At 46.3% G+C, this 19,897-nt stretch carries 23 protein-coding genes; 13 read left to right on the forward strand and 10 right to left on the reverse strand.

What is annotated here, in order from left to right; genetic code table 11:
• Positions 1–9 precede the first annotated feature (9 nt).
• The 8 genes from lptC to RIH33_RS11200 all read left to right on the forward strand — a co-directional run bounded on the left by lptC (position 10) and on the right by RIH33_RS11200 (position 6,299).
• A complete protein-coding gene (gene lptC / locus RIH33_RS11165; protein WP_406654821.1) occupies positions 10–558 on the forward strand; it encodes an LPS export ABC transporter periplasmic protein LptC in 549 nt (182 codons plus the stop codon).
• Positions 558–728 carry a hypothetical protein gene (locus RIH33_RS11170; protein ID WP_406654822.1) on the forward strand — a complete coding sequence of 57 codons (171 nt, stop codon included), beginning with the start codon at positions 558–560 and terminating at the stop codon, positions 726–728. Before lptC ends, RIH33_RS11170 begins: the two co-directional genes overlap by 1 nt.
• Positions 729–742: 14 nt before the next feature.
• On the forward strand, positions 743–2,029 hold the full coding sequence (locus RIH33_RS11175) for a hemolysin family protein (protein WP_406654823.1): 1,287 nt from the start codon (positions 743–745) through the stop codon (positions 2,027–2,029).
• 81 nt (positions 2,030–2,110) lie between these two features.
• Positions 2,111–4,261 (forward strand): peptidylprolyl isomerase, encoded by a 2,151-nt coding sequence (locus RIH33_RS11180; RefSeq protein ID WP_406654824.1) that lies wholly within the window; start codon positions 2,111–2,113, stop codon positions 4,259–4,261.
• Positions 4,262–4,310: 49 nt separating this feature from the next.
• Positions 4,311–4,571: a DUF493 domain-containing protein gene (locus RIH33_RS11185; RefSeq protein WP_406654825.1), complete on the forward strand. Its 261-nt coding sequence runs from the start codon at positions 4,311–4,313 to the stop codon at positions 4,569–4,571.
• A gap of 14 nt (positions 4,572–4,585) precedes the next feature.
• Entirely contained in the window at positions 4,586–4,819 is a 234-nt protein-coding gene (locus tag RIH33_RS11190; RefSeq protein ID WP_406654826.1) for a 4a-hydroxytetrahydrobiopterin dehydratase, read from the forward strand.
• A 2-nt stretch (positions 4,820–4,821) separates the two neighbouring features.
• Entirely contained in the window at positions 4,822–5,505 is a 684-nt protein-coding gene (rsmI, locus tag RIH33_RS11195; protein ID WP_406654827.1) for a 16S rRNA (cytidine(1402)-2'-O)-methyltransferase, read from the forward strand.
• Positions 5,502–6,299 (forward strand): inositol monophosphatase family protein, encoded by a 798-nt coding sequence (locus RIH33_RS11200; protein ID WP_406654828.1) that lies wholly within the window; start codon positions 5,502–5,504, stop codon positions 6,297–6,299. The genes rsmI and RIH33_RS11200 overlap by 4 nt, the downstream gene beginning before the upstream one ends.
• Here the strand turns inward: RIH33_RS11200 and RIH33_RS11205 are convergent.
• Positions 6,296–7,318, reverse strand: a complete 1,023-nt coding sequence (locus RIH33_RS11205; protein WP_406654829.1) for an SPASM domain-containing protein — start codon at positions 7,316–7,318, stop codon at positions 6,296–6,298. The genes RIH33_RS11200 and RIH33_RS11205 overlap by 4 nt on opposite strands.
• A gap of 11 nt (positions 7,319–7,329) precedes the next feature.
• Between RIH33_RS11205 and RIH33_RS11210 the strand changes: the two genes are divergently transcribed.
• Positions 7,330–8,547: a DUF4105 domain-containing protein gene (locus tag RIH33_RS11210; protein WP_406654830.1), complete on the forward strand. Its 1,218-nt coding sequence runs from the start codon at positions 7,330–7,332 to the stop codon at positions 8,545–8,547.
• On the opposite strand, the gene RIH33_RS11215 is transcribed toward RIH33_RS11210, so the two are convergent.
• From RIH33_RS11215 to RIH33_RS11250, 8 genes are read right to left on the reverse strand one after another with little or no spacing between them, the layout of a single operon-like run.
• Positions 8,528–9,145 carry a LysE family transporter gene (locus RIH33_RS11215; RefSeq protein WP_406654831.1) on the reverse strand — a complete coding sequence of 206 codons (618 nt, stop codon included), beginning with the start codon at positions 9,143–9,145 and terminating at the stop codon, positions 8,528–8,530. The two genes, RIH33_RS11210 and RIH33_RS11215, sit on opposite strands and share 20 nt — an antisense overlap.
• Positions 9,142–10,191, reverse strand: a complete 1,050-nt coding sequence (locus RIH33_RS11220; RefSeq protein WP_406654832.1) for a hypothetical protein — start codon at positions 10,189–10,191, stop codon at positions 9,142–9,144. Before RIH33_RS11220 ends, RIH33_RS11215 begins: the two co-directional genes overlap by 4 nt.
• Complete coding sequence (locus RIH33_RS11225) at positions 10,191–10,700, reverse strand: hypothetical protein (RefSeq protein WP_406654833.1); 510 nt, start codon at positions 10,698–10,700, stop codon at positions 10,191–10,193. Before RIH33_RS11225 ends, RIH33_RS11220 begins: the two co-directional genes overlap by 1 nt.
• Before the next feature lie 14 nt (positions 10,701–10,714).
• A complete protein-coding gene (locus RIH33_RS11230; protein WP_406654834.1) occupies positions 10,715–11,152 on the reverse strand; it encodes a YHS domain-containing (seleno)protein in 438 nt (145 codons plus the stop codon).
• Between the two features lie 57 nt (positions 11,153–11,209).
• Positions 11,210–11,683, reverse strand: coding sequence for a regulatory protein RecX (locus tag RIH33_RS11235; RefSeq protein ID WP_406654835.1), 474 nt, complete (start codon positions 11,681–11,683; stop codon positions 11,210–11,212).
• A gap of 2 nt (positions 11,684–11,685) precedes the next feature.
• A complete protein-coding gene (locus tag RIH33_RS11240) occupies positions 11,686–12,159 on the reverse strand; it encodes a YcxB family protein (protein WP_406654836.1) in 474 nt (157 codons plus the stop codon).
• A 2-nt stretch (positions 12,160–12,161) separates the two neighbouring features.
• Positions 12,162–13,022, reverse strand: a complete 861-nt coding sequence (gene nadC / locus RIH33_RS11245; RefSeq protein WP_406654837.1) for a carboxylating nicotinate-nucleotide diphosphorylase — start codon at positions 13,020–13,022, stop codon at positions 12,162–12,164.
• Positions 13,023–13,073: 51 nt separating this feature from the next.
• Entirely contained in the window at positions 13,074–13,460 is a 387-nt protein-coding gene (locus tag RIH33_RS11250) for a DUF4783 domain-containing protein (protein WP_406654838.1), read from the reverse strand.
• Between the two features lie 98 nt (positions 13,461–13,558).
• On the opposite strand from RIH33_RS11250, the gene gpmI reads away from it, so the two are divergent.
• Genes gpmI through RIH33_RS11265 form a run of 3 tightly spaced genes read left to right on the forward strand, consistent with a single transcriptional unit; the run spans position 13,559 to position 17,401 of the window.
• The gene (gpmI, locus tag RIH33_RS11255) at positions 13,559–15,079 is read left to right on the forward strand and encodes a 2,3-bisphosphoglycerate-independent phosphoglycerate mutase (RefSeq protein ID WP_406654839.1); all 1,521 of its coding nucleotides are present in this window, start codon (positions 13,559–13,561) and stop codon (positions 15,077–15,079) included.
• A 1-nt stretch (position 15,080) separates the two neighbouring features.
• Positions 15,081–15,632, forward strand: coding sequence for a hypothetical protein (locus RIH33_RS11260; RefSeq protein WP_406654840.1), 552 nt, complete (start codon positions 15,081–15,083; stop codon positions 15,630–15,632).
• A complete protein-coding gene (locus tag RIH33_RS11265) occupies positions 15,629–17,401 on the forward strand; it encodes an ABC transporter ATP-binding protein (RefSeq protein WP_406654841.1) in 1,773 nt (590 codons plus the stop codon). Before RIH33_RS11260 ends, RIH33_RS11265 begins: the two co-directional genes overlap by 4 nt.
• Here RIH33_RS11265 and corA read toward each other — a convergent pair.
• Positions 17,398–18,513, reverse strand: a complete 1,116-nt coding sequence (gene corA, locus RIH33_RS11270; RefSeq protein WP_406654842.1) for a magnesium/cobalt transporter CorA — start codon at positions 18,511–18,513, stop codon at positions 17,398–17,400. The two genes, RIH33_RS11265 and corA, sit on opposite strands and share 4 nt — an antisense overlap.
• A gap of 379 nt (positions 18,514–18,892) precedes the next feature.
• Here corA and RIH33_RS11275 point away from each other — a divergent pair, with 379 nt between their 5' ends.
• Positions 18,893–19,897: a TerC family protein gene (locus tag RIH33_RS11275; protein ID WP_406654843.1), complete on the forward strand. Its 1,005-nt coding sequence runs from the start codon at positions 18,893–18,895 to the stop codon at positions 19,895–19,897.

Here is a 19,897-nt window from a genome sequence, read left to right on the forward strand (position 1 = left end):
CAAACGGTCATGGTGATAACCCATGACCGTTTTTTTGTTTGGGGCATTGCACTGGTGGCGATATTAGTGGTCTTGGGTGCCTGTCAGAACCGCAAAGAGCTCATTGATGAGCCATTATATGATGGTCCTTTGGTCATCATGGATAGCATCAATACCAAAATGAGCGACTCGGCCAAGGTGATTTTAAAACTCAAGGCTGCCAAGCAGCTCAACTATGAGGGTGGAGACCGAGAATGGCCGGAAGCCCTCTACCTCGAGTACCTGGACGATGACGGTCGTGTGGTTTCCACTTTCAGAGCGGACTATGTGTACTATACAGCTAAAGACAATCTCTATCGGGCAGAAGGAAACGTGGTGGTCAAAAATATTGAGGAGGGGGATGAGCTCAATACAGAGGAGTTATATTGGAGCCCCAAGGAAGAGCAGTTCTATACGGATCGGTTCGTTACCATCCAGTCTGATGACGAGGTTCATACAGGAGAAGGACTCACAGCAGACCAGGACTTTTCCACCTACAAAATTTTGAAACCCCAGGGCACTCTCCTCATAGAAGAATAATGAAACTACTGGACTACATTCTGTTTTCATCTGCTGTCGCCTTTTTTGTGATTGGTATCTATGAAACCATGGTTTTAGGAATTGGCCATGCATATGGCATTTTTATGCTTAGCTTAGGATTGTTATTTTTATTCGGTTACAGAAAAAGTCAGCGCAAACAAGAGAAATAGTATTTTTACCACCAATGGAAGACCCTTCCCTTTATTTAGGAATTTTAACCTGCCTTTTGTTCTCTGCCTTTTTCTCCGGTATTGAGATTGCATTTATTTCCGCGGACAAGCTTCACATAGAGGTGATGAGCAAAAAGGGAAGCTTCACCGGACGGGTCCTCTCAGAGATCGTCGCCAGAAGGTCTTCTTTCTTGGCCACGATGCTGGTAGGTAACAACCTGAGTATTGTCCTTTATGGCATCCTGATGGCCAAGTTTATAGAACCTTGGCTGTATACTGTGCTGCCTGAAGCCCTCAGTGAGGACATTGTAGTCCTTGTTTTGCAGTCACTTATTTCCACCCTCATTGTCCTGATCACCGCAGAATTTCTTCCTAAGAGCCTGTTTATGCTGAATCCGGATACCATGCTAACGGTGTTTGCGCTGCCTATGGCCCTCATCTATTATGCCCTGTATCCGGTGGTTTTGCTGATTGTTTTCATCTCCAGATTTATCATCACCAAGATCCTGAGGTTTGAATACTCTGAGGATAAGCCGGTGTTTGGTCTGACTGACCTCAATAACTATGTGAAGAAAAACATCCTGAACATAGAAAAGGAAGAGGATGCCGAAATAGACGCCAAGATTTTCAACAACGCCATAGAGTTTAAGACCATTCGGGTACGAGAGTGCATGATACCACGTACGGAAATACAAGCCGTGGACGTGAGTGACAAGATCGAAGAGCTCAAAAGCGCTTTTATTGATACCGGGCATTCAAAAATTTTGGTATACAAGGAGTCTATAGATGATGTGATTGGTTATTGCCACTCAGTGGAGATGTTCAAAAAGCCTGAAAAGATCAAGGACATACTTACCCCCATCATCATTGTACCGGAAACGATGCTTGCCAATGAGTTACTCATTCAGTTTATCACGGAGCGCAAGAGCATCGCACTGGTGGTGGACGAATACGGAGGTACCTCCGGCATAGTGACCATGGAAGATGTGATTGAGGAAATTTTTGGAGAAATCCGCGATGAACACGATGACGAATACCTGGTAGAGGAAAAAATTGATGAATATAATTTCATTCTAAGTGCCCGGCATGAGGTAGATTACCTCAATGACAAATACAACTGGGGACTGCCTGTGGGCGAGTATGATACACTGGGGGGGCTTATCCTCGCTTTTCATGAAGACATCCCTACAGTCAATGAGACCATTTTAATTCCACCTTTTCATTTTACAGTTTTCACGATGGAGGAAAACCGCATTGACAAAGTGAAACTTACACTTCTGAACAAGGAAGAATCCTTGTAAATCAAAGGTTTAGATTCATTTTTTAATTAGTGTACATGTGGTTATTTTTGCCGTCTTTAAAAAAAACACGCACAGAAAAATATGGCGCTGATTAATACTTTAAGAAAGAGAATGGGCAAGGTCGTTGTAGGCTTTGTGGCTTTCTCTATGTTCGCATTTATCCTGACGGACCTGTTCCAATCCAACTCCGTTTTGCTGGGAGGAAATGATACTACCATTGCTGAAATAGCCGGTAAAGACATTTCCTATGAGCAATTCCAGGCCAAGGTCAGTGAACTCTCATACATTTTTGCAATCAACAATCAGCGGGAGCCCTCATCGGATGAGATCGAAACGATTCGGGTACAGGCATGGAATGCCCTGATTCTGGACTACGCTTACAAAAGTCAATATGATGAACTTGGAATCACCGTCACCAACTCTGAGGTGGTGGATATGGTTCAGGGAAATAACATCGACCCACAGATCAAGCAGTTCTTTTCAGATCCCAACACGGGTGAGTTTAGCAGGGAGAATGTAGTAGCTTTCCTCCAGCAGCTCAACAGCGCACCTGCTCAGCAGCGTGCCTCATGGCTTTCTTTCGAAGACAGGCTGAAGCCAAACCGCATGGTAAAGAAATACGAGAACCTTTTGGCCCTCACGAACTATGTGACCACCGCCGAGGCTAAGAGCAAATATGAAGCCCAGGGCAGCAATATGTCAGTGGATTACTTCTATGTGCCTTTCTTCAGTGTGGCCGATAGTTTGTTTACTATTTCAGAGTCTGAATTGAAAAGCTACCTGTCTGCTAACGCTGAGCAGTATCAGCGCGAAGAATCAAGAAGCCTTAACTACGTGGTGTTTCCTATTCAGCCATCGGCCGATGATACAGCCTTTGTGAAGGAGGAGATTGCCAGACTAAGAAATGGTCTCATTGGCAGCAAGAATGATTCTACCTTTGCATTGATGAATTCAGATGGCCTGAACTCATTCCAATCCATAAGCGATCCAGGTCTTATCCCAGTTGGACTAATAGGCGCCGAAGTGGGCACCGTGACAGAACCTACACTAGTGGGTGACAAATATGCCATCAGCAAACTGTCTGCCATCACGGAAGGTGATGAGGCTTTCGTGAAAGCAAGACATATCCTGATAGAAATGGACGGAAACTCTGAATCAGCAAAAGCTGAGGCCAGAGGGAAAGCCAATGACATCATCAGTCAACTGAAAAAGGGTGCTGACTTTGCAGAGCTTGCTGCCATCAACAGTGCCGATAAGAGCAATGCCAACAATGGTGGCGATCTGGGATGGTTTGGTGAGAATGGCAACTTTGTGCAGCCTTTCAAGGATGCGGTGTTTGCTCATAGAGGAACAGGCTTGTTGCCAAATCCTGTGGAAACTTCTTTTGGCTATCACATCATTCAGATAGACGAGCCAAAAACCAATACGGTATACAAAGTGGCTACTATCGAGAAAGAATTGTTCGAAAGTGATGCCACCCTCAATGAAATCTACAGACAAGCGGATCTGCTGGCAGCAAATAGCTCCGATGCAGCTTCTCTGGAAGAAAATGCAAAAGAGGCCGGTCTCAACGTTCGCTCTGCAAGTGCCATTGGTAAAAACGACTCACGAGTAGGTGTGCTCACAGATGCCAGAAACATCGTATTGTGGTTATACAATGATGCTTCTGTGAATAAGGTATCTGATGTAAAGGAATTTGATGATCAGTACGTGGTAGCAGTGATGACCGCCAGACAGCCAAAAGGGACTGCGACTTTAGCTCAGGTAGAAAATGAGATCAGGACAAAAGTGCTGAACGAGAAAAAAGCTCAATACATCAAGGATAAAATTGCCGGCCTTTCAGCATCAGACTTTGAGGGGATGAAAGCCGAGTATGGTGACAAAGCCAGGTCCGGATCCGCAGACCTTACTCTGAATAGCAACTCTTTCCCAAGTGTCGGGTTTGCGCCTGAGGCAGTTGGTGTCGCGTTCTCTCTGGACGAGGGTGAGAAAACAGCACCATTCGAAACTTCTAATGGAGTATTGGTGGTGAGTGCCACAGCTAAGAGCACACCTGAGCCATTGGATGAATATCTTTCTTACAAAACTCAGATAGCGACTGAAAGACAGGGTAGAAAGGCAGTGATTGCTAATTTCCCGCTCTCATTCTCTCCGGTATTTGTTTCACAATCACTGGACAATGCCATTAAAGAGTTCGCTGAGATTGAGGATAAACGATACAAATTCTTTTAAAGACTTCCAAAGCCAGTGAATTTCACTGGCTTTTTTTTATCTTTTAGGTATGAGTTGGGATGTAGAGTCGTTCAGAGAGAAGGTTGAACTTCAGCATAGTTTTCCAGGATATTATACTTTTAAGTTCATAATACCCGTGGACAAGAAAAGCGAGCTATTGGAGGTGATACCGCCGGGAGAGATTTCCTTTAAGGAAAGCTCCGGCAAAAATTACATCAGCATCACTGCCAAAACGAAACTGCAAACAAGCCAGGCCGTACTGGATGTATATATAGCTGCCAATCAGGTAGAAGGCTGTATCGCACTATAAAAATCAAAAAGGAGATGTGGAAAGAACAAGACAATAAGCTTACGAGAACCATCGAGTTTAAGGATTTTGTGTCGGCATTTGGCTTCATGGCTAAGGTGGCCATTGTGGCGGAGAAGATGAATCATCATCCTAACTGGTCTAACGTGTATAATAAAGTTTCTTTTGAGCTCACCACCCATGATGCCGGAAACACGGTGACAGAGAAAGACCGTTCCCTGGCTAAAGCGATAGACGATTTGCTGGCCTGAACATGGAGTCATCCACACGGTTATACCTGGTTCCCACACCAATCGGAAACCTTGGAGACATCACCTTCAGGGCCGTTGAAGTTTTAAAGGGTGTGGATAGAATCCTGGCGGAAGATACCCGCACATCAGGGGTATTGCTGAAGCACTACGGCATCACCACGCCCACAGAAAGCTTTCACTCCTTTAATGAACACAAGCGAACGGAGACAATCATTTCCAGGATAAAATCCGGAGAGATACTGGCGTTAATTACTGATGCGGGTACTCCGGGCATTTCGGATCCCGGATTCATGCTGGCCCGTGCCGCTGCTGATGAGGGGATCAAGGTAGAGTGCCTGCCAGGTGCCACGGCTTTTGTGCCAGCCCTGGTAAAGTCGGGTTTGCCTTCTGATAAATTTGTCTTTGAAGGATTTCTTCCTCATAAAAAGGGGAGACAAACGCGGTTGGAGTACCTGAAGGAAGAGCCACGGACGATGATCTTCTATGAGTCACCCCATCGACTGATGAAAACCTTAGGTCAGTTTGCTGAAGTCATGGGGCCAGATCGGAACGTATCAGTCTCGAGAGAACTCACCAAAAAGTTTGAAGAGACGGTCAATGGTACCCTTGAGGAAGTGATCGGGTATTTCGAGTCAAGAAGCATCAAAGGTGAGTTTGTGCTTATCTTAGAAGGAAAATCGAAATGAGTATCGACCTGGAACATATCGCTCATCTTGTTGCCCGGCTCGCCAGAGATACCGGAGCATTCATCAGGCAGGAGGCAGCTGGGTTCTCTATGGAGCATGTGGAGCTGAAAGGAAAAAGTGATCTGGTGTCTTATGTGGACAAAGAGACCGAGAGGAAGCTTGTTACGGGTCTGAAGCAGATTTTACCAGAAGCCGGATACATCACTGAAGAAAACACCATTGTTCAGGACAGGAAGGCACATACCTGGGTCATTGATCCCCTGGATGGTACGACCAATTTTGTACATGGATTGCCAACGTATGCCATAAGTATAGGACTGATGGAGGGGGATGACGTGGTGGCCGGAGTGATCTATGAGATCAACCGGGATGAATGTTTTGTGGCCTGGAAAGGGGGCGGTTGTTTTCTGAATGATCAAAAAATTTCAGTCACACAGGCCAATGCCATCGGTGATAGTTTATTCGCTACAGGCTTTCCTGTTTATAATTTTGAGAAACTGGATGCTTACCTGGCCATTTTAAACGAGCTCATGAAAAATGCGCACGGTCTCAGAAGAGTGGGGAGTGCTGCGGTAGACATGGCCTACGTGGCTTGTGGTCGATATGAGGCCTTCTTTGAGTATAACCTCAACCCCTGGGATGTAGCTGCCGGAGTGATCATTGTACAGGAAGCAGGGGGCACGGTTACTGATTTTCACGGGGGCAGTGAATTTTTATTTGGCCGTGAAATGGTGGCTGCCGGCCCGGTGCATCAGGAGTTGCTACAGGTGATCCAAAAACACTGGCACGCTTAAGCCCAGACTTTTCCGCCTTCCGTGCAGTTTTTGCACATCTCTATCTCATCCCTTGAAGTGAGCAGCGTTTTTCTGAAAGAGGCATAGTCATCGGAATTCCAGATGTGTGCAAACGGCTGATTGGCGGCATTTCCCAATACATGATGTGCATCCTTATCAAAGCAACAAGGGACCACTTTACCGTCCCACGTGACCACACAGGAGTGCCACATTTTCCAGCATTCGTTCAGAAGCTTGTTTTTGAGCTGATAGGTGCCGTCTGGTTGCGGGGCATATCTGGAATATTTGTCCTGTGTAGGAATTAATTCATTTCCCTGGGCATAGTCATAGATTTGGGCGGTTTTGAAGGCTACCTGATCCACGCCGTAGGCTCTGGCCATTTTCTTGATTTCCGGGATTTCGTGTTCATTCGGTCGGACTACCAGAAATTGCCAGACAACAAATGGAGTACGGGATTTCAGCGCTTTTTTCCATTTCAGAATGTTCTCAGTACCCTCCAGCACTTTTTTGAGCTCACCGGTTTTGCGGTATGCCTCGTAGGTTTCCTGGGTGGCTCCATCTATCGAAATGATCATCCGATCAAGGCCAGATTCCACCGTTTGCCTGGCGATCTCGTCGGTGAGGAAGTGAGCGTTGGTTGAAGTGGCCGTATAAATTTTTTTGTTCGAGGCATATTTCACCATTTCCAGGAGCTGAGGATGAAGATAGGGCTCTCCCTGAAAGTAGAAGATGAGATAGGCCAGTGTGTCCCCGATTTCATCGATCAGCTTTGTGAAGAGTTGTTGGTCCAGTTTCCCTGTGGGGCGGGTAAATGAGCGCAAACCACTTGGACATTCGGGGCACCGGAGGTTGCATGCCGTGGTGGGTTCTATGGACAGGCTGATCGGCAGGCCCTTGATATTTGGAGTGCCGGTCTTGCGGGATCTCTGGAAGGAGGTATACACTTGAAAAGCATTAATTAGCCGTTTAAGGGTTAGCTTTGAGGCCAATTGTATGCTATCATTGATGCTGATATACATAGTTTAAACTTATGAATCATTCCCCGGATATGTATTGGAGACTGCTGGTTTTTTCCCTTCTTGTTTTGTTCTTTTTTAAAAGTGAATGCCGGGAGGTGGAAGTATCCGACCAGGCAGAAATCAGCATTATGACCCTCGGCCCCTATCAGGAGGAGTTGTATTCTGCTTTTGGGCACAGCGCCATTCACTTTTCTGATCCTGAGCGCAACATCGATTGGGTGTTCAACTATGGTGTTTTTGATTTCGATCAGGAGAATTTCTATTGGAATTTTGCACGGGGCAAAATGCTGTACAAGTTGGGCCTTTCCAGGTATACGGCTTTTAAAAACCACTACGAAAGAGAAAACCGATACATCATAGAGCAGCGGCTGAACCTCACCCTTGCTGAGAAACAGGCCATGGTCGATTTCCTGACCAATAATTACAAACCGGAAAACAGGGACTACTATTACAATTATGTATATGACAATTGTGCCACAAAAATGTATGATGTGCTGGTTGCGGTTTTTCCGGAACAGATCACATTCAATGCAGACTATGTGGAGGAGGACAAGACCATACGTGACCTGATGGACGACTACCTGGCAGATCAGCCCTGGGGAGACTGGATTATCGATATCGGTTTGGGGATGCAGATAGATAAGGACGCCACTCCCCGGGAGTATATGTTTTTGCCGGACTACATACAGGCCTCCTTGTCCACTGCCACACTCAGGCGGGATTCCCTGGAGGTGCCGCTGGTCGCCGAAACGGTGAATGTGTACGTGCCTACTCCGGAGGAGCAAAAGGAGGGTAAGTTTTTCACTCCCTTCAACTTCTTTGTGCTTGTGTTTTTTGTGGTTGGGTTTATCACCAATCGGGATTTTAAGAAAGAGAAACGCACGAAGTGGTTAGATCCTATGGTTTTTACGCTTGCGGGACTCATTGGCTGGTGGCTGGTGTTTTTGTGGTGGGGTACAGAGCATCTTTCCAAGGACAACCTCAACCTTCTCTGGGCCATGCCCCTTCATATTCCATTTGCGTATCTGTTGGGGGTGAAAAAATTTCAGCCTTTCCTCAGCAAATATTTTCTAGTGATCTCGGGATGGTATTTGATTTTGCTGGTCATTTGGTCAGCTCTGCCTCAACCTCTGCACATGGCCCTGATTCCATTGATCCTGACGATGATGCTGCGTGGATTTTACATCCACTCTGACCTTCAGAAGCAGCTCAGAAAAGCCAATCGATAAAGTTGTACAGACCCAATAGGATGAAGACAATCCCGGGTAGCCGATGGACGAGTAACTGATTGTCGGCAATGTTCGTAAACCGCGCACCCAGTCGGTTCACGGTGAGGAGCAGTGCAAATGTCCCCAGGGAGATGCCACAGAGGTACAGCCAGAAGTGCGCACCTGACAGAGAGATAAGCCGATGGTTCTGGAGATATGCCGTGACCGTCAACCAGAAGGGGATGGTCAATGGGTTCAGCACACCCAGGATTACGCCACGTTTAAAGCCATTTCGGCCTTTGAGCGCTGTGCTTTTGGAGAGCAGGGACTGGCTGTTTGTTTTCGTTAGGAGGTTGGCAATGCCCAGAACCAGCATCGCCAGTGCTGTGATGATCTGAAAATTCTCTGTGAAGTAAGGTTTTTCGCTTAAAAAAATCTGAAAGCGAACGGTCACTCCGGCATAGACAAACTCTGTGATGGATGCTGCCAAGGCAAAAAAGAAGGCCGCACGCCCATGTTTTTGCACGGAGAGTTGCATGCTCGTGATGTTGATGGTGCCCGGAGGGATGGATCCCAGGTAGCTTACCACAAAAGCGATGATCATCACCTGTGTACTCACAATACGCTTTCTATTATCCTGTTATACGCCCTGATCATTTTCATTTTTTTCCAGCCTTGAGCGAACGTCCAATAGGGGACGCCTTGCTCATGATTGGCCTTGCTTATTTTTGCCAAGGTAGACAAATGCCAAAATATGGACTGGTAACCTTGCCAAAGAGAGAAGCCCGGCTGGTAAATGTGTCCCGGTTCTGCACCCGCCCCATTCAGCTCAAGGATCATTATATTTTTCCCTTGTTCGAGATCACTCCAGGAGGTACACCGCAGGTCAAAGCGGCCAAAATGAAAATCTTGGATGTCTCCGGCGATGGTGTTGAAGGTACGATTGAGCTGCTCAGAGATACGGCTGTTGGCGTTTAGAAAAGTGGTGCCGCGGCAGTGATTGCCGATGCCTTCCACCATGATTTTTTCTGATTTTCCTGGTATTTCTTCTAATATGTCTTGAAAGCGCTGGTGACTAAAGTTTATTTGTAGTCGAGCCCGGGGGTCATTTTGGAGCAGCTGTCTGATGGTGTCATGCCCATTTCCAATCACCGACAGGAAATCTTTCTCTACAATAGAGGTGATCCTGCCTTCGCTTTCATCAGGGTTTTTCACGAAGAACACACCCAATTCCAGAGGGTAAGGCACAAATTTTTGCATCAGGAAAGATACGGGGCATTTGACCAGGTATTTTTCCAAAGCCTGCTCATCAATGATTTTCTCCACCAGTCTGCCGCGCTCTCCTATGTCCGGTTTGGCGATGAGTGGATAGCCTATTTGTTTCGCAAAATCCTTTGCGGAGACGCCATCTCCCGGGGCAATCAGTTGATAGTCCGGAAGGTATTTACGGGGGATGAGCTCAAAAATGGCAGACTTGCTCTCGCCAAGCATTCCCCCAAAATCGATGCTCGGATTGGCTGCGGTAAAAAAGAAGAGGGACCTACATTTGAAGGCCAGCCACGGGTAGTAAAAGTTGACTGGGAAATAGAGTACTGCAAACGGCCAGAATTCCCAGTGCGTGATTTTATACCAGAGGGATTTTACACGCGAGACCACCCGATGCATCAGGTGTTTTGTGATTTTTGATAGCGTACTGTAGAACTGGCTACACCAAAATGCTCCGGAATATCCACCTCTGGAAAAGCCACTTTCAGACCAATTTTGATCAGCGCCATGTGGTGAATGGCATGTTCAATATTGTAGGCCAGTTCACGAAAAAACGAGGTGGAGATGTCAATGGTGCTTTTAGCTTCTATGTCGTAGTTGACCCGCATAGCGATGGCAAAATCTTTGTTCTGTCTCTTTAGCGAATCCTGTAGCGCATTGGTCACACTCAGGGCCAGCTTCACATCAGTTTGCAGATATTGATCGTGCTTGCGATCGTCATAGTCCAAAGTGCTGGTCATCTGGGCATCCTGAAGACAGAGAAAAAACTCAAGTAAATGCCGCACATGCTGACCGATGGTGGCATTGCTCAGTGTGGAGATCGGTAGGGTGTACTGCTCGCTCGTCATCTGGCGAATAATATACTTGACCTGATCCAGCAGGTTGATAGCAGATTGATTAATAGGCATATGTTAAGTCTAAATTAATCAGAAAGGTATTTTGTCTTCCAATTTTCGTCGGCTTTTTCCATCAGCGGTAGTTCGCTTTGTTCCCATGGGATCAGGGTATTATTACCCCGGAAATTGTAGAACAAATAGAGCTTACCGTTGGTGATTTTGAATGTTTCCGGATCTATTTTCACCTGATCTCCGGTTTCACCCATGGCGTAAGCACACCAGCCACCATACTGGGGCACATACTTTTCTGGGGTTAATTTAAAAATTTCCAGATTTTTTGAGGAAGAAAAGTAATAACTGGCTCCCTGAAACCGAAAGGAGTATTCGCTTCGACCCGCTGTGGGCTTGCCGGCAAAATAACTTACAGGATCGTATCCTCCGATGGCTACCCCTTGCCTGTCAAGGTTGAGATAGCCTTCTTGCATGAGGAAAACCAACGTAATGAGGCTAAAAAATTGAATCATAGTGATCTAAAACGCTGCATCCTGTAGAAGGATTAAAATTAATAAAAATGTAACGTCTTATTGTTGGCTGAGCGACACTTGGTTGACCGTCTCAATGACCAGGTCTATTTCATAACCTTTCCCGATCAGGTAGGCCATGGTTTTTTGTTTTTTAGGCCAAGGTTCATCCATGAGGCTGCTCCATTTTTTTATGGCCAGGGTCTCCAGTGTCTTTTGGTACTTGTCTGGGTCTATGTAGTTCAGTCCCTCCGTGATCACCTCTTCAGATAGGCGAAAGCGAAAAAGCTCCTGCTGTATCCGGTTTTTGCCCCAATGGTTAAACGCAAACTTGTCATGGCAGAAGGCCTTGCAAAATCGGCGCTCATCTACAAAGCGATCCTCGGTGAGTTCCGCTAAAATGTGCTGTGCTTCATCCTCACTCAGCTCCCAGGCCATGAGTTTTTCATATACCTGAAAAGGCGCACGCTCTTTTGAGGAGCAGTATTTGGCAGCTTTGGCTTTGGCCTGCTTGAGTAAAGCCTTGCGGTCCATGCTTACTTGATAAAACCTTTTCTTTTCAGAACGGTCTCAATGAACTTGATTTCGTTTTCGTTATTGAAAATCTTGAAAGGGAAGTATAGCAGCTGTGCCTTACTCAGAAACAGCACGAAATGGTCTTTGCCTTTCTTCACCCTTTTGATTTGCTCCCATTTCATGGGCATGCCTTGCTTGGGGTTCAGTTTTAGGAGAATTTGCTGGCTGGTGATTTCGTAAGACAACTTTTGGAACATGAATTTTCCTTGCTCCAGCTGAGTTACTCCGGCAAATTGGATCAGCCAGAAGAGTAGATAAAGCGTAAGGCCAATGGTTGCACCGATGATCCACCACCAGTTAGGAATCCAAAGGTAACCTGCGCAGATCGCCAGATAAATGAGTCCTACCCACCATTGTTCTTTCAGCACAGATACAAGGGCTGTTTTGATATACGTGCCGGTGGCCAACTGATATTTCTTTGTTCTTACAATCATAATTATTTTATCGCTTTTAAGCTGATATCAAGACTTTTATAGGAATGGGTCAGTGCACCCACGGAGATGAAGTCCACCCCGGTTTCGGCAATATCCCCAATATTTTTTTCATTGATGCCGCCGGAAGCTTCTGTTTCCATTCGGCCCCTGATCATGCGAATGGCCTCCCGTATAGCGGAGGGTAGCATATTGTCCAGTAGTACTCTGTGTACCTGACCCACTTCCAGCACCTGCTCCAGTTCTTCAAGGTTGCGTACTTCTACCTCTATTTTGAGGTCGAGGTTGTTGGCTTTTAGGTATGCCACGGTTTCCGTAATGGCAGCCTTTACGCCCCCCGCATAGTCTATGTGGTTGTCCTTCAACATCACCATATCATACAGGCCAAACCGGTGGTTGACGCCTCCGCCTATTAACACCGCCCATTTTTCAGGCAAGCGAAAGTTGGGGGTGGTCTTCCGGGTATCCAGCAGACGAGCCCTTGATCCTCTGATGAGGAGGTTCATCCGATGGGTGTAGGTGGCTATGCCACTCATGCGCTGCAGACAGTTGAGCACCAGTCGCTCTGCGCTCAGTATAGCCTGTGCCTTGCCCTCCACGGTAAAACCAATGTCTCCATTGCTGACAAAATCCCCATCTTTTTTCTTGAAATCAATTTTGATGGACTTGTCTACATAGTGAAAGATTCGCTCAGCTAAAGTGAGGCCCGCTATGATCCCGTGATCTTTGATCAACAGACGCGCATGGCTTACCTGATTTTTAGGGATGCTCCCCAGAGAGCTATGATCCCCATCACCAATGTCCTCAGACAAAGCCGTCTTGATGAAATACCGAATATTTTGCTCAGTGAGATAGGGTGCTGACATAAGACCGCAAAATTAGGAAAGCTGACCCTTTCTGCGACTATTGAAAGCCAATTATTCGCGGCTAAAGTTGATGGTATCTATTTTGAACTCATTTTTTACTTTTTTCACTACCATCACCACCCGATAGCTGCCCTCCTCAAGCGAATAGGTGCCTATGGTGTACTTCAGTCCCTCCGGCGAAGATCCCTGGTGAATGTACTGAAAACCTTTGGGTGGATTTTTGAGAAAAAAGTCCTTCAATACCACTTCAGCCTGTGCAATGCTATAGTTCGAAGCCTTGCCATCTACTTTGATTTCAATGTTGGTATTGCAGAATTTGATCAATTCTTTAGAGCTACCTGCTTTCATGGCCACAGCAATACTTGCCAGAATGTCTTCCTGAGTGGGGGTGAAGAAAGTAAATAGCAGCGAGCTCAGTAAGAAGCCTATTTTTATCATACCCTAAAGTTATCGAAAATTATGCCACAATTAATTAATCCGTCAGGATTAGGCCAAATTGGTAGATTCCCTTGGCTTGTGGATATTATATTTGCGCCATGAATAAAAAAGTAATCCTGATTATACTAGACGGCTGGGGAATCGCTACAGATAAGAGTGTTTCGGCTGTTGACAAAGCCAAGACACCTTTTATGGATAGTCTATATGGGAAATACGCAAATAGTACACTGGAGGCTTCAGGCCTGGCGGTGGGTTTGCCTGAGGGGCAAATGGGCAACTCGGAAGTGGGGCACATGAATATTGGTGCTGGCAGGGTGGTCTATCAGGACCTGGTGAAAATCAATAAAGCTGCCGAAGAAGGCACACTGGCTAAGGAAGAGGAACTGGTGGCTGCGTTTGACTATGCCAAAAAAGAAGGAAAGAAAATACATTTTATAGGGTTGGTGTCTGATGGCGGAGTGCACTCGCACATCAATCACCTCAAAGGTCTCCTGACCGCTGCAGATGCCAACGGATGTAAGGACGTGTTTGTACATGCCTTTACAGATGGCCGGGACTGTGACCCCAAAAGTGGCAAAGGCTTCATGGAAGAAGTACAAAACCATATGGGCAAAACCACAGGGAAAATCGCTTCCATCACAGGTCGTTATTTTGCCATGGACAGGGACAAGAGATGGGAACGGGTGAAGCTGGCCTATGATGCCATGGTGAATGCCAAAGGCGAAGTGGAAACAGGGGATGTACTATCAGCCATCCAGGCCTCTTATGATGCTGGTGTGACGGATGAGTTTATCAAACCGATCATTCATACAGAGAACGGTGCGCCTGTGGGACACATAGCTGAGGGCGATGTGGTCATGTGCTTTAATTTCAGAACAGATAGGGGGCGTGAGATCACGGAAGTGCTCACACAGAATGACCTGCCGGATCATGGCATGAAAACCCTTGATCTTTATTACCTGACCATGACCAACTATGACGATACCTTCAAAGGGATCAAAGTGGTTTTTGACAAGGACAACCTGAAGCAGACGCTGGGAGAGGTGCTGGAAGCACATGGAAAAAAGCAGATCCGAATTGCCGAAACAGAAAAATATCCTCACGTAACCTTCTTCTTTTCCGGAGGACGGGAAAAGGAATTTGTGGGCGAGACCAGACTACTTTGTCCGTCTCCAAAGGTGGCCACCTACGACCTGCAGCCTGAGATGAGCGCCAATGACATCAAGGATAAGATCATCGTTGAGTTGAAGAAAGAGGAAGTGGATTTTGTTTGTCTGAATTTTGCCAATCCTGACATGGTGGGGCACACGGGCGTTTTTGAGGCCGCTGTGAAAGCCTGCGAAACGGTGGACGCTTGCGCCAGTGAGGTGGTGGAAACGGCCCTTGCGCATGGTTATTCCAGTATTATTATTGCCGATCATGGCAACTCCGACATGATGATCAATCCTGATGGATCACCCAATACTGCACACACCACCAACCTCGTGCCTTTTATTTTGGTAGATAAAGAATTCAAAGGCACCTTGAAGCCTGGTAAGCTGGGGGATCTGGCACCTACCATTCTGAAGTTGATGGGCGTGCCCAAACCTGCTGAAATGACCGGTGAGGAATTACTTTGATATGAAAAACTTCTTTCTTTCGGTTATAGTATTGATGCTGTTACTGGCCTGTGGTGAAAACCGCCAGTCGGCGGTAGCACTAAAGGTTTATTTTGATCTGGATTCCCTATTGGATCGGCAGGTGGAAATACTCTCCAAAAAAGAGGCGATCCTTACCAAAAGAGTGGAAATGGATGGTCAGAAGGAAACCCTGGCCCAACAACCGGACAGTGCCCAGTGGGAGTCAGAATTCGTGATCATCAGGGATTTCAATCTGAACAAATCACATTATGTGGGTGCCTATGGTACTACTTCAGGCTCAGACTATATCAAATATACGCTTGAAGACGACATAAATGCTCCGGTGAAGGTCTTCGAAGTGTTCAGACCTGAGGGTCAGGTGGAGCGGATCGTGAGCAATTACTACGAAGACAAATCCATCTATCAGCACCGGAGAAACCTTGAGTTAACGTTTGAAAACGGGCAGCTCAGTGCTTATCAGATCAAAGGGTTTCAGAAAATGATTCTCAAAGACACCATCCAATATACCATCTCAGGAAAAATAACCCAATGAGTAAGGAAGAGAGGAAAAAGCTAAACCGCGAGGGCCTGAAAAACCTGAGCGGAATATTTAGCTACATGTGGCCCTACAAGGTGCCGTTTGTTACGGGGCTTGTCCTGCTGGTGATTTCCAGTAGTCTTTTTATGGTATTCCCTTTTGTGGCCGGGAAGCTCATCGACATTGCTTCTGGTAAGCAGGATTGGTTTATTCAAAATATTGGTACGGCAGCCTTGCTGCTGCTGGGGGTACTCCTCTTTCAGAGCATTGTGTCCTTTTTCCGGGTGTATCTGTTTGCTATTGTAACTGAAAATGCCATGGCCAACATTCGCACAGACCTATACCAACGGATGATGACACTGCCCATGGCCTTTTTTGATCAGAACCGTGCAGGGGAATTGGTCAGCCGGATTTCCAATGATGTGTCATTATTGCAAAATACGTTTTCCGTCACCCTGGCTGAACTCATCAGGCAGACAATCATTTTGATTGCAGGAATCGGGCTGATTTTTTACACCACTCCGGCACTCAGTATTTTTATGCTGGCGACCTTCCCGGTCATAGTAGTACTGGCATTTGTATTCGGAAAATTCATTCGCAAACTTTCTAAAAAGACACAAGATCAGCTGGCAGATGCCAATGTAATCGTGGATGAAACCATCCAAAGCATCAGCTCTGTGAAGTCGTTTACCTCAGAGCTCTTTGAAATACTGAGATACCGAAAGTCTATGAGCGGGGTGGTAAAAACCGCCCTGCGTGTGGCTAAATACAGAGCAGCGTTTATCTCTTTTATCATATTTATGATCTTCGGGGGCATCGTGGCAGTGATGTGGTATGGCGCCACACTGGTACAGTCCGGTGATATGTCGGTGGGTGATTTGCTTTCATTTGTGCTTTACACCACCTTCATAGGAGCTTCCATTGCCGGTATTGGAGATCTTTTTGGGCAGGTGCAGAAGGCAGTAGGTGCTTCAGAGCGTATTTTGGAGATTCAGAATGAAGAGCCTGAGCAGGACTTATCTAAGCCAAAAAGTGAGGAAAATTTGCATGGAGACATCCAATTCAGTCAGGTGGCGTTCAGCTACCCCACACGCAGCGAGCTGCCAGTACTGAAAGGGATCAACCTCAGGATCAACGCGGGGGAGAAAATTGCCCTGGTAGGGCATAGTGGGGCAGGTAAGTCTACCATAGTGCAGCTGCTCATGCGTTTTTACGGAGTTTCTTCCGGAGCCATCTCCATTGGAGGTAAGGATATTAACGAAATAGATTTAACCGCACTGCGGGCACACATCGGTATAGTGCCTCAGGAGGTCATTCTTTTTGGGGGCACCATTGGGGAAAACATCCGGTACGGAAAACCTGAGGCTACTGATCAGGAAATCATAGCGGCCGCCCAGCAGGCTAATGCGCTGGAGTTTATCCAATCTTTTCCGGAGGGCTTTGATACCCTGGTGGGGGAGCGGGGAGTCAAACTATCCGGGGGACAGCGCCAGCGGATTGCCATCGCCAGGGCCGTGCTGAAAAACCCGTCCATCCTGGTGCTGGATGAAGCCACCAGTTCGCTGGACTCTGAGTCTGAGCACCTGGTGCAGCAGGCATTGGATCTGCTGATGAAGGACAGAACCACTATCATTATAGCTCACCGACTAGCCACTATCCGTGAGGTAGATAAGATTTACGTATTAGAAAATGGTCAGGTGATCGAGTCAGGGACACATTCCGAGCTGCTCACTGAAAAGGGCGCCTATAAGAACTTTATTGACCTTCAGTTACTTCAAAACTAGAGCCAGCGACGGCTTTTCATATAGATGATCATCACCAGTGTGACCACACCTATCAGGCTATAGAAGCCCACAGGATAGCTGATGGCCCAGCTGAGTTCAGGCATTTGCTCAAAATTCATCCCGTATATCCCCGCGATAAAAGTGAGCGGAATAAAAATGGTGGCAATAATGGTCAGCACTTTCATCACCTCGTTCATTTTGATGCTGAGCTGCGAAAGGTAAAGGTCCATTACACTCGTGAGGATTTCCCGGTAGGTGTCCAGGTTCTCTACCACCTGCACGGAATGGTCGTAAGTATCCCTGATGAACATCAAGGTGTTATCAGAGAAGTAAGAGGAACTTCTGCTGGACAATGCATGGACCACATCACGTACCGGATACATGAACCTGCGGAGCTGGATGAGGTCTTTTCTGAGTAGCTGAATGTCCTTCAGCTCTATGCGCTGTGGTCGCCGTACTACGAAGTTTTCAAGCACCTCTATCCGTGCCCAAACCTGGTCCAGGGTTTCATAGTAGTAGTCAATGATGATGTCCAGGAGCATGTAGGCCAGGTAATCAGCGCCACGTTTTCTGGCCCGGCCCTTTCCGTTTTTGAGTCTGCTTCGGATGTCATTGAATACATCTCCGGGTTTTTCCTGGAAGCAGATCACAAAGTTTTCATGGATGACCAGGCTCACCTGCTCAATGTCAATCTTATTGAGGTTTTCCATATGATTGATCATCTTCAGGGAGATGTACAGGTGCTCATCAAACTCCTCCACCTTAGGCCGCTGGTTGGTGTCCAGAATGTCCTCAAGTGTCAGCGGGTGTAGCCCCATCATTTCCCCTATTTTTGAAATAATGTCCACATCATGCAGGCCCTGTATATTGATCCAGGTGACGGAGTTGGGATTATTATACTTTTGAAGTTCATTGACATCTTTTATGGTGACTTCATCAATCCGCTCATCCGTGTAGTCAATCACATGGATATTTATATGGTCACTGTATACTTTGCCCGTGTAAATGAGACTACCGGGTGCCAGCCCTGTTTTTGGCCTTTTTCGGCTGAAAGAGATTGGACTGTATTTAATTGGATTTAATTTCTTAAGGTCGTTCAGCGGGTTGTTCATGCAAATACTTCTTCTGTCTCAGGGATACTTTTTTTTGGGAGATCATCAGGCAGGCAGATTCCCGGGGGCAAATCTATATCAGGTGGGAGACTTACTGGCAGGCCACCCTCATCGTCTCCGTCCGAATCGTTGTTTTTGTTGTGGTTATTTTTCCAAAAAATGAAAACCAGCAACACACAATATAGGACCACACATAGGACAATGTCTATAATCATACCTGGTAATGGCTTCGTTGAACGAGTATTTCATATAAGTTAACTAAAAAACGGGCACAACGATACTTTGTTAACGAGATTGTGCCTTATTGCGCAATATTTACTTACTTTGTGAAACCAAAAATCCAGCTTTGGGGCGCCCTAAAATATTATTATCGTGACTTATGCTGTTAACCTTATTCTCTGGTGAAAATGAAGGCCTGCTCTTTGGAGTGTTTGGCGTCATCATCATCTTGTTCCTTCTGGTGGATTTAGGATTTTTCCACAAGGCACATCAAAAAGTATCACAACGTGAAGCCCTCCTACAGAGTTTGTTCTGGGTGGCCGTATCTGTTTGTTATGGTATGGTGATCTACTTTTACGGTGAAGGCCCTACTGCCTCGTTTGAGTTTTTCTCCGCCTACGTTACCGAAAAGGCCCTGTCTATTGACAATATCTTTGTGATATTGCTCATCCTCCGGTATTTCAATGTGAAGGAAGAATACTACCACAATATCCTTTTTTGGGGGATACTGGGAGCCATTGTATTCCGGGCCATTTTCATATTTGTGGGGGCATTCCTTATCGCACAGTTTCATTGGATACTATACATCTTCGGAGCATTCCTGATTTACTCGGGTGTGAAGATCTTCAGCGAAGAGGGGGATATGGAAATAGAACCTGAGAAAAATCCCGTCATGAAATGGGCCAAGAAAATATTTCCATTTACTACCAACACTGCGGATGGTAAATTCTGGGTCAAAGAAAACGGGAAAAGGCTATTCACACCATTGTTTTTGGTGATCATCCTGATTGAGTCTACGGATTTAATTTTTGCGGTGGACTCCATTCCTGCGGCATTTGCCATTTCTCAGAATGAATTTGTGATCTATACTTCCAACATCTTTGCGGTGATGGGGCTGAGGGCTATGTTTTTCCTTCTGGCCAATGTTTTGGACAAATTCTATCTGCTTCAAAAAGGACTCTCGGTTGTTTTGATCTTCATAGGAGCCAAAATGATGCTGGAGATGGAGATTTTGCAGGATGCCCTGGGCACAATTTTCGGGGTGGAGCACATCAGCATCCCCATCTTCCTGTCGTTTGGGGTGATCATATTCCTGTTGTTTGCTTCTATTGTACTTTCACTGATCTTCCCTAAGAAGCCGGAGCTGGTAGAGAGCGAGCACTAA

The sequence above is a fragment of the Marinoscillum sp. genome (assembly GCF_040222955.1).
Taxonomy (GTDB): Bacteria; Bacteroidota; Bacteroidia; order Cytophagales; family Cyclobacteriaceae; genus Marinoscillum.

Coding starts and splice junctions, on each gene's coding strand:
- RIH33_RS11265 (WP_406654841.1), top strand. CDS start 15,629: ATGAGTAAGGAAGAGAGGAAAAAGCTAAACCGCGAGGGCCTGAAAAAC.
- RIH33_RS11240 (WP_406654836.1), bottom strand. CDS start 12,159: ATGATTGTAAGAACAAAGAAATATCAGTTGGCCACCGGCACGTATATC.
- RIH33_RS11170 (WP_406654822.1), top strand. CDS start 558: ATGAAACTACTGGACTACATTCTGTTTTCATCTGCTGTCGCCTTTTTT.
- gpmI (WP_406654839.1), top strand. CDS start 13,559: ATGAATAAAAAAGTAATCCTGATTATACTAGACGGCTGGGGAATCGCT.
- RIH33_RS11190 (WP_406654826.1), top strand. CDS start 4,586: ATGTGGAAAGAACAAGACAATAAGCTTACGAGAACCATCGAGTTTAAG.
- RIH33_RS11235 (WP_406654835.1), bottom strand. CDS start 11,683: ATGGACCGCAAGGCTTTACTCAAGCAGGCCAAAGCCAAAGCTGCCAAA.
- RIH33_RS11205 (WP_406654829.1), bottom strand. CDS start 7,318: ATGTATATCAGCATCAATGATAGCATACAATTGGCCTCAAAGCTAACC.
- nadC (WP_406654837.1), bottom strand. CDS start 13,022: ATGTCAGCACCCTATCTCACTGAGCAAAATATTCGGTATTTCATCAAG.
- RIH33_RS11250 (WP_406654838.1), bottom strand. CDS start 13,460: ATGATAAAAATAGGCTTCTTACTGAGCTCGCTGCTATTTACTTTCTTC.
- RIH33_RS11175 (WP_406654823.1), top strand. CDS start 743: ATGGAAGACCCTTCCCTTTATTTAGGAATTTTAACCTGCCTTTTGTTC.
- RIH33_RS11200 (WP_406654828.1), top strand. CDS start 5,502: ATGAGTATCGACCTGGAACATATCGCTCATCTTGTTGCCCGGCTCGCC.
- RIH33_RS11185 (WP_406654825.1), top strand. CDS start 4,311: ATGAGTTGGGATGTAGAGTCGTTCAGAGAGAAGGTTGAACTTCAGCAT.
- RIH33_RS11230 (WP_406654834.1), bottom strand. CDS start 11,152: ATGATTCAATTTTTTAGCCTCATTACGTTGGTTTTCCTCATGCAAGAA.
- rsmI (WP_406654827.1), top strand. CDS start 4,822: ATGGAGTCATCCACACGGTTATACCTGGTTCCCACACCAATCGGAAAC.
- RIH33_RS11220 (WP_406654832.1), bottom strand. CDS start 10,191: ATGCATCGGGTGGTCTCGCGTGTAAAATCCCTCTGGTATAAAATCACG.
- RIH33_RS11275 (WP_406654843.1), top strand. CDS start 18,893: ATGCTGTTAACCTTATTCTCTGGTGAAAATGAAGGCCTGCTCTTTGGA.
- RIH33_RS11225 (WP_406654833.1), bottom strand. CDS start 10,700: ATGCCTATTAATCAATCTGCTATCAACCTGCTGGATCAGGTCAAGTAT.
- lptC (WP_406654821.1), top strand. CDS start 10: ATGGTGATAACCCATGACCGTTTTTTTGTTTGGGGCATTGCACTGGTG.
- RIH33_RS11260 (WP_406654840.1), top strand. CDS start 15,081: ATGAAAAACTTCTTTCTTTCGGTTATAGTATTGATGCTGTTACTGGCC.
- RIH33_RS11210 (WP_406654830.1), top strand. CDS start 7,330: ATGAATCATTCCCCGGATATGTATTGGAGACTGCTGGTTTTTTCCCTT.
- corA (WP_406654842.1), bottom strand. CDS start 18,513: ATGAACAACCCGCTGAACGACCTTAAGAAATTAAATCCAATTAAATAC.
- RIH33_RS11180 (WP_406654824.1), top strand. CDS start 2,111: ATGGCGCTGATTAATACTTTAAGAAAGAGAATGGGCAAGGTCGTTGTA.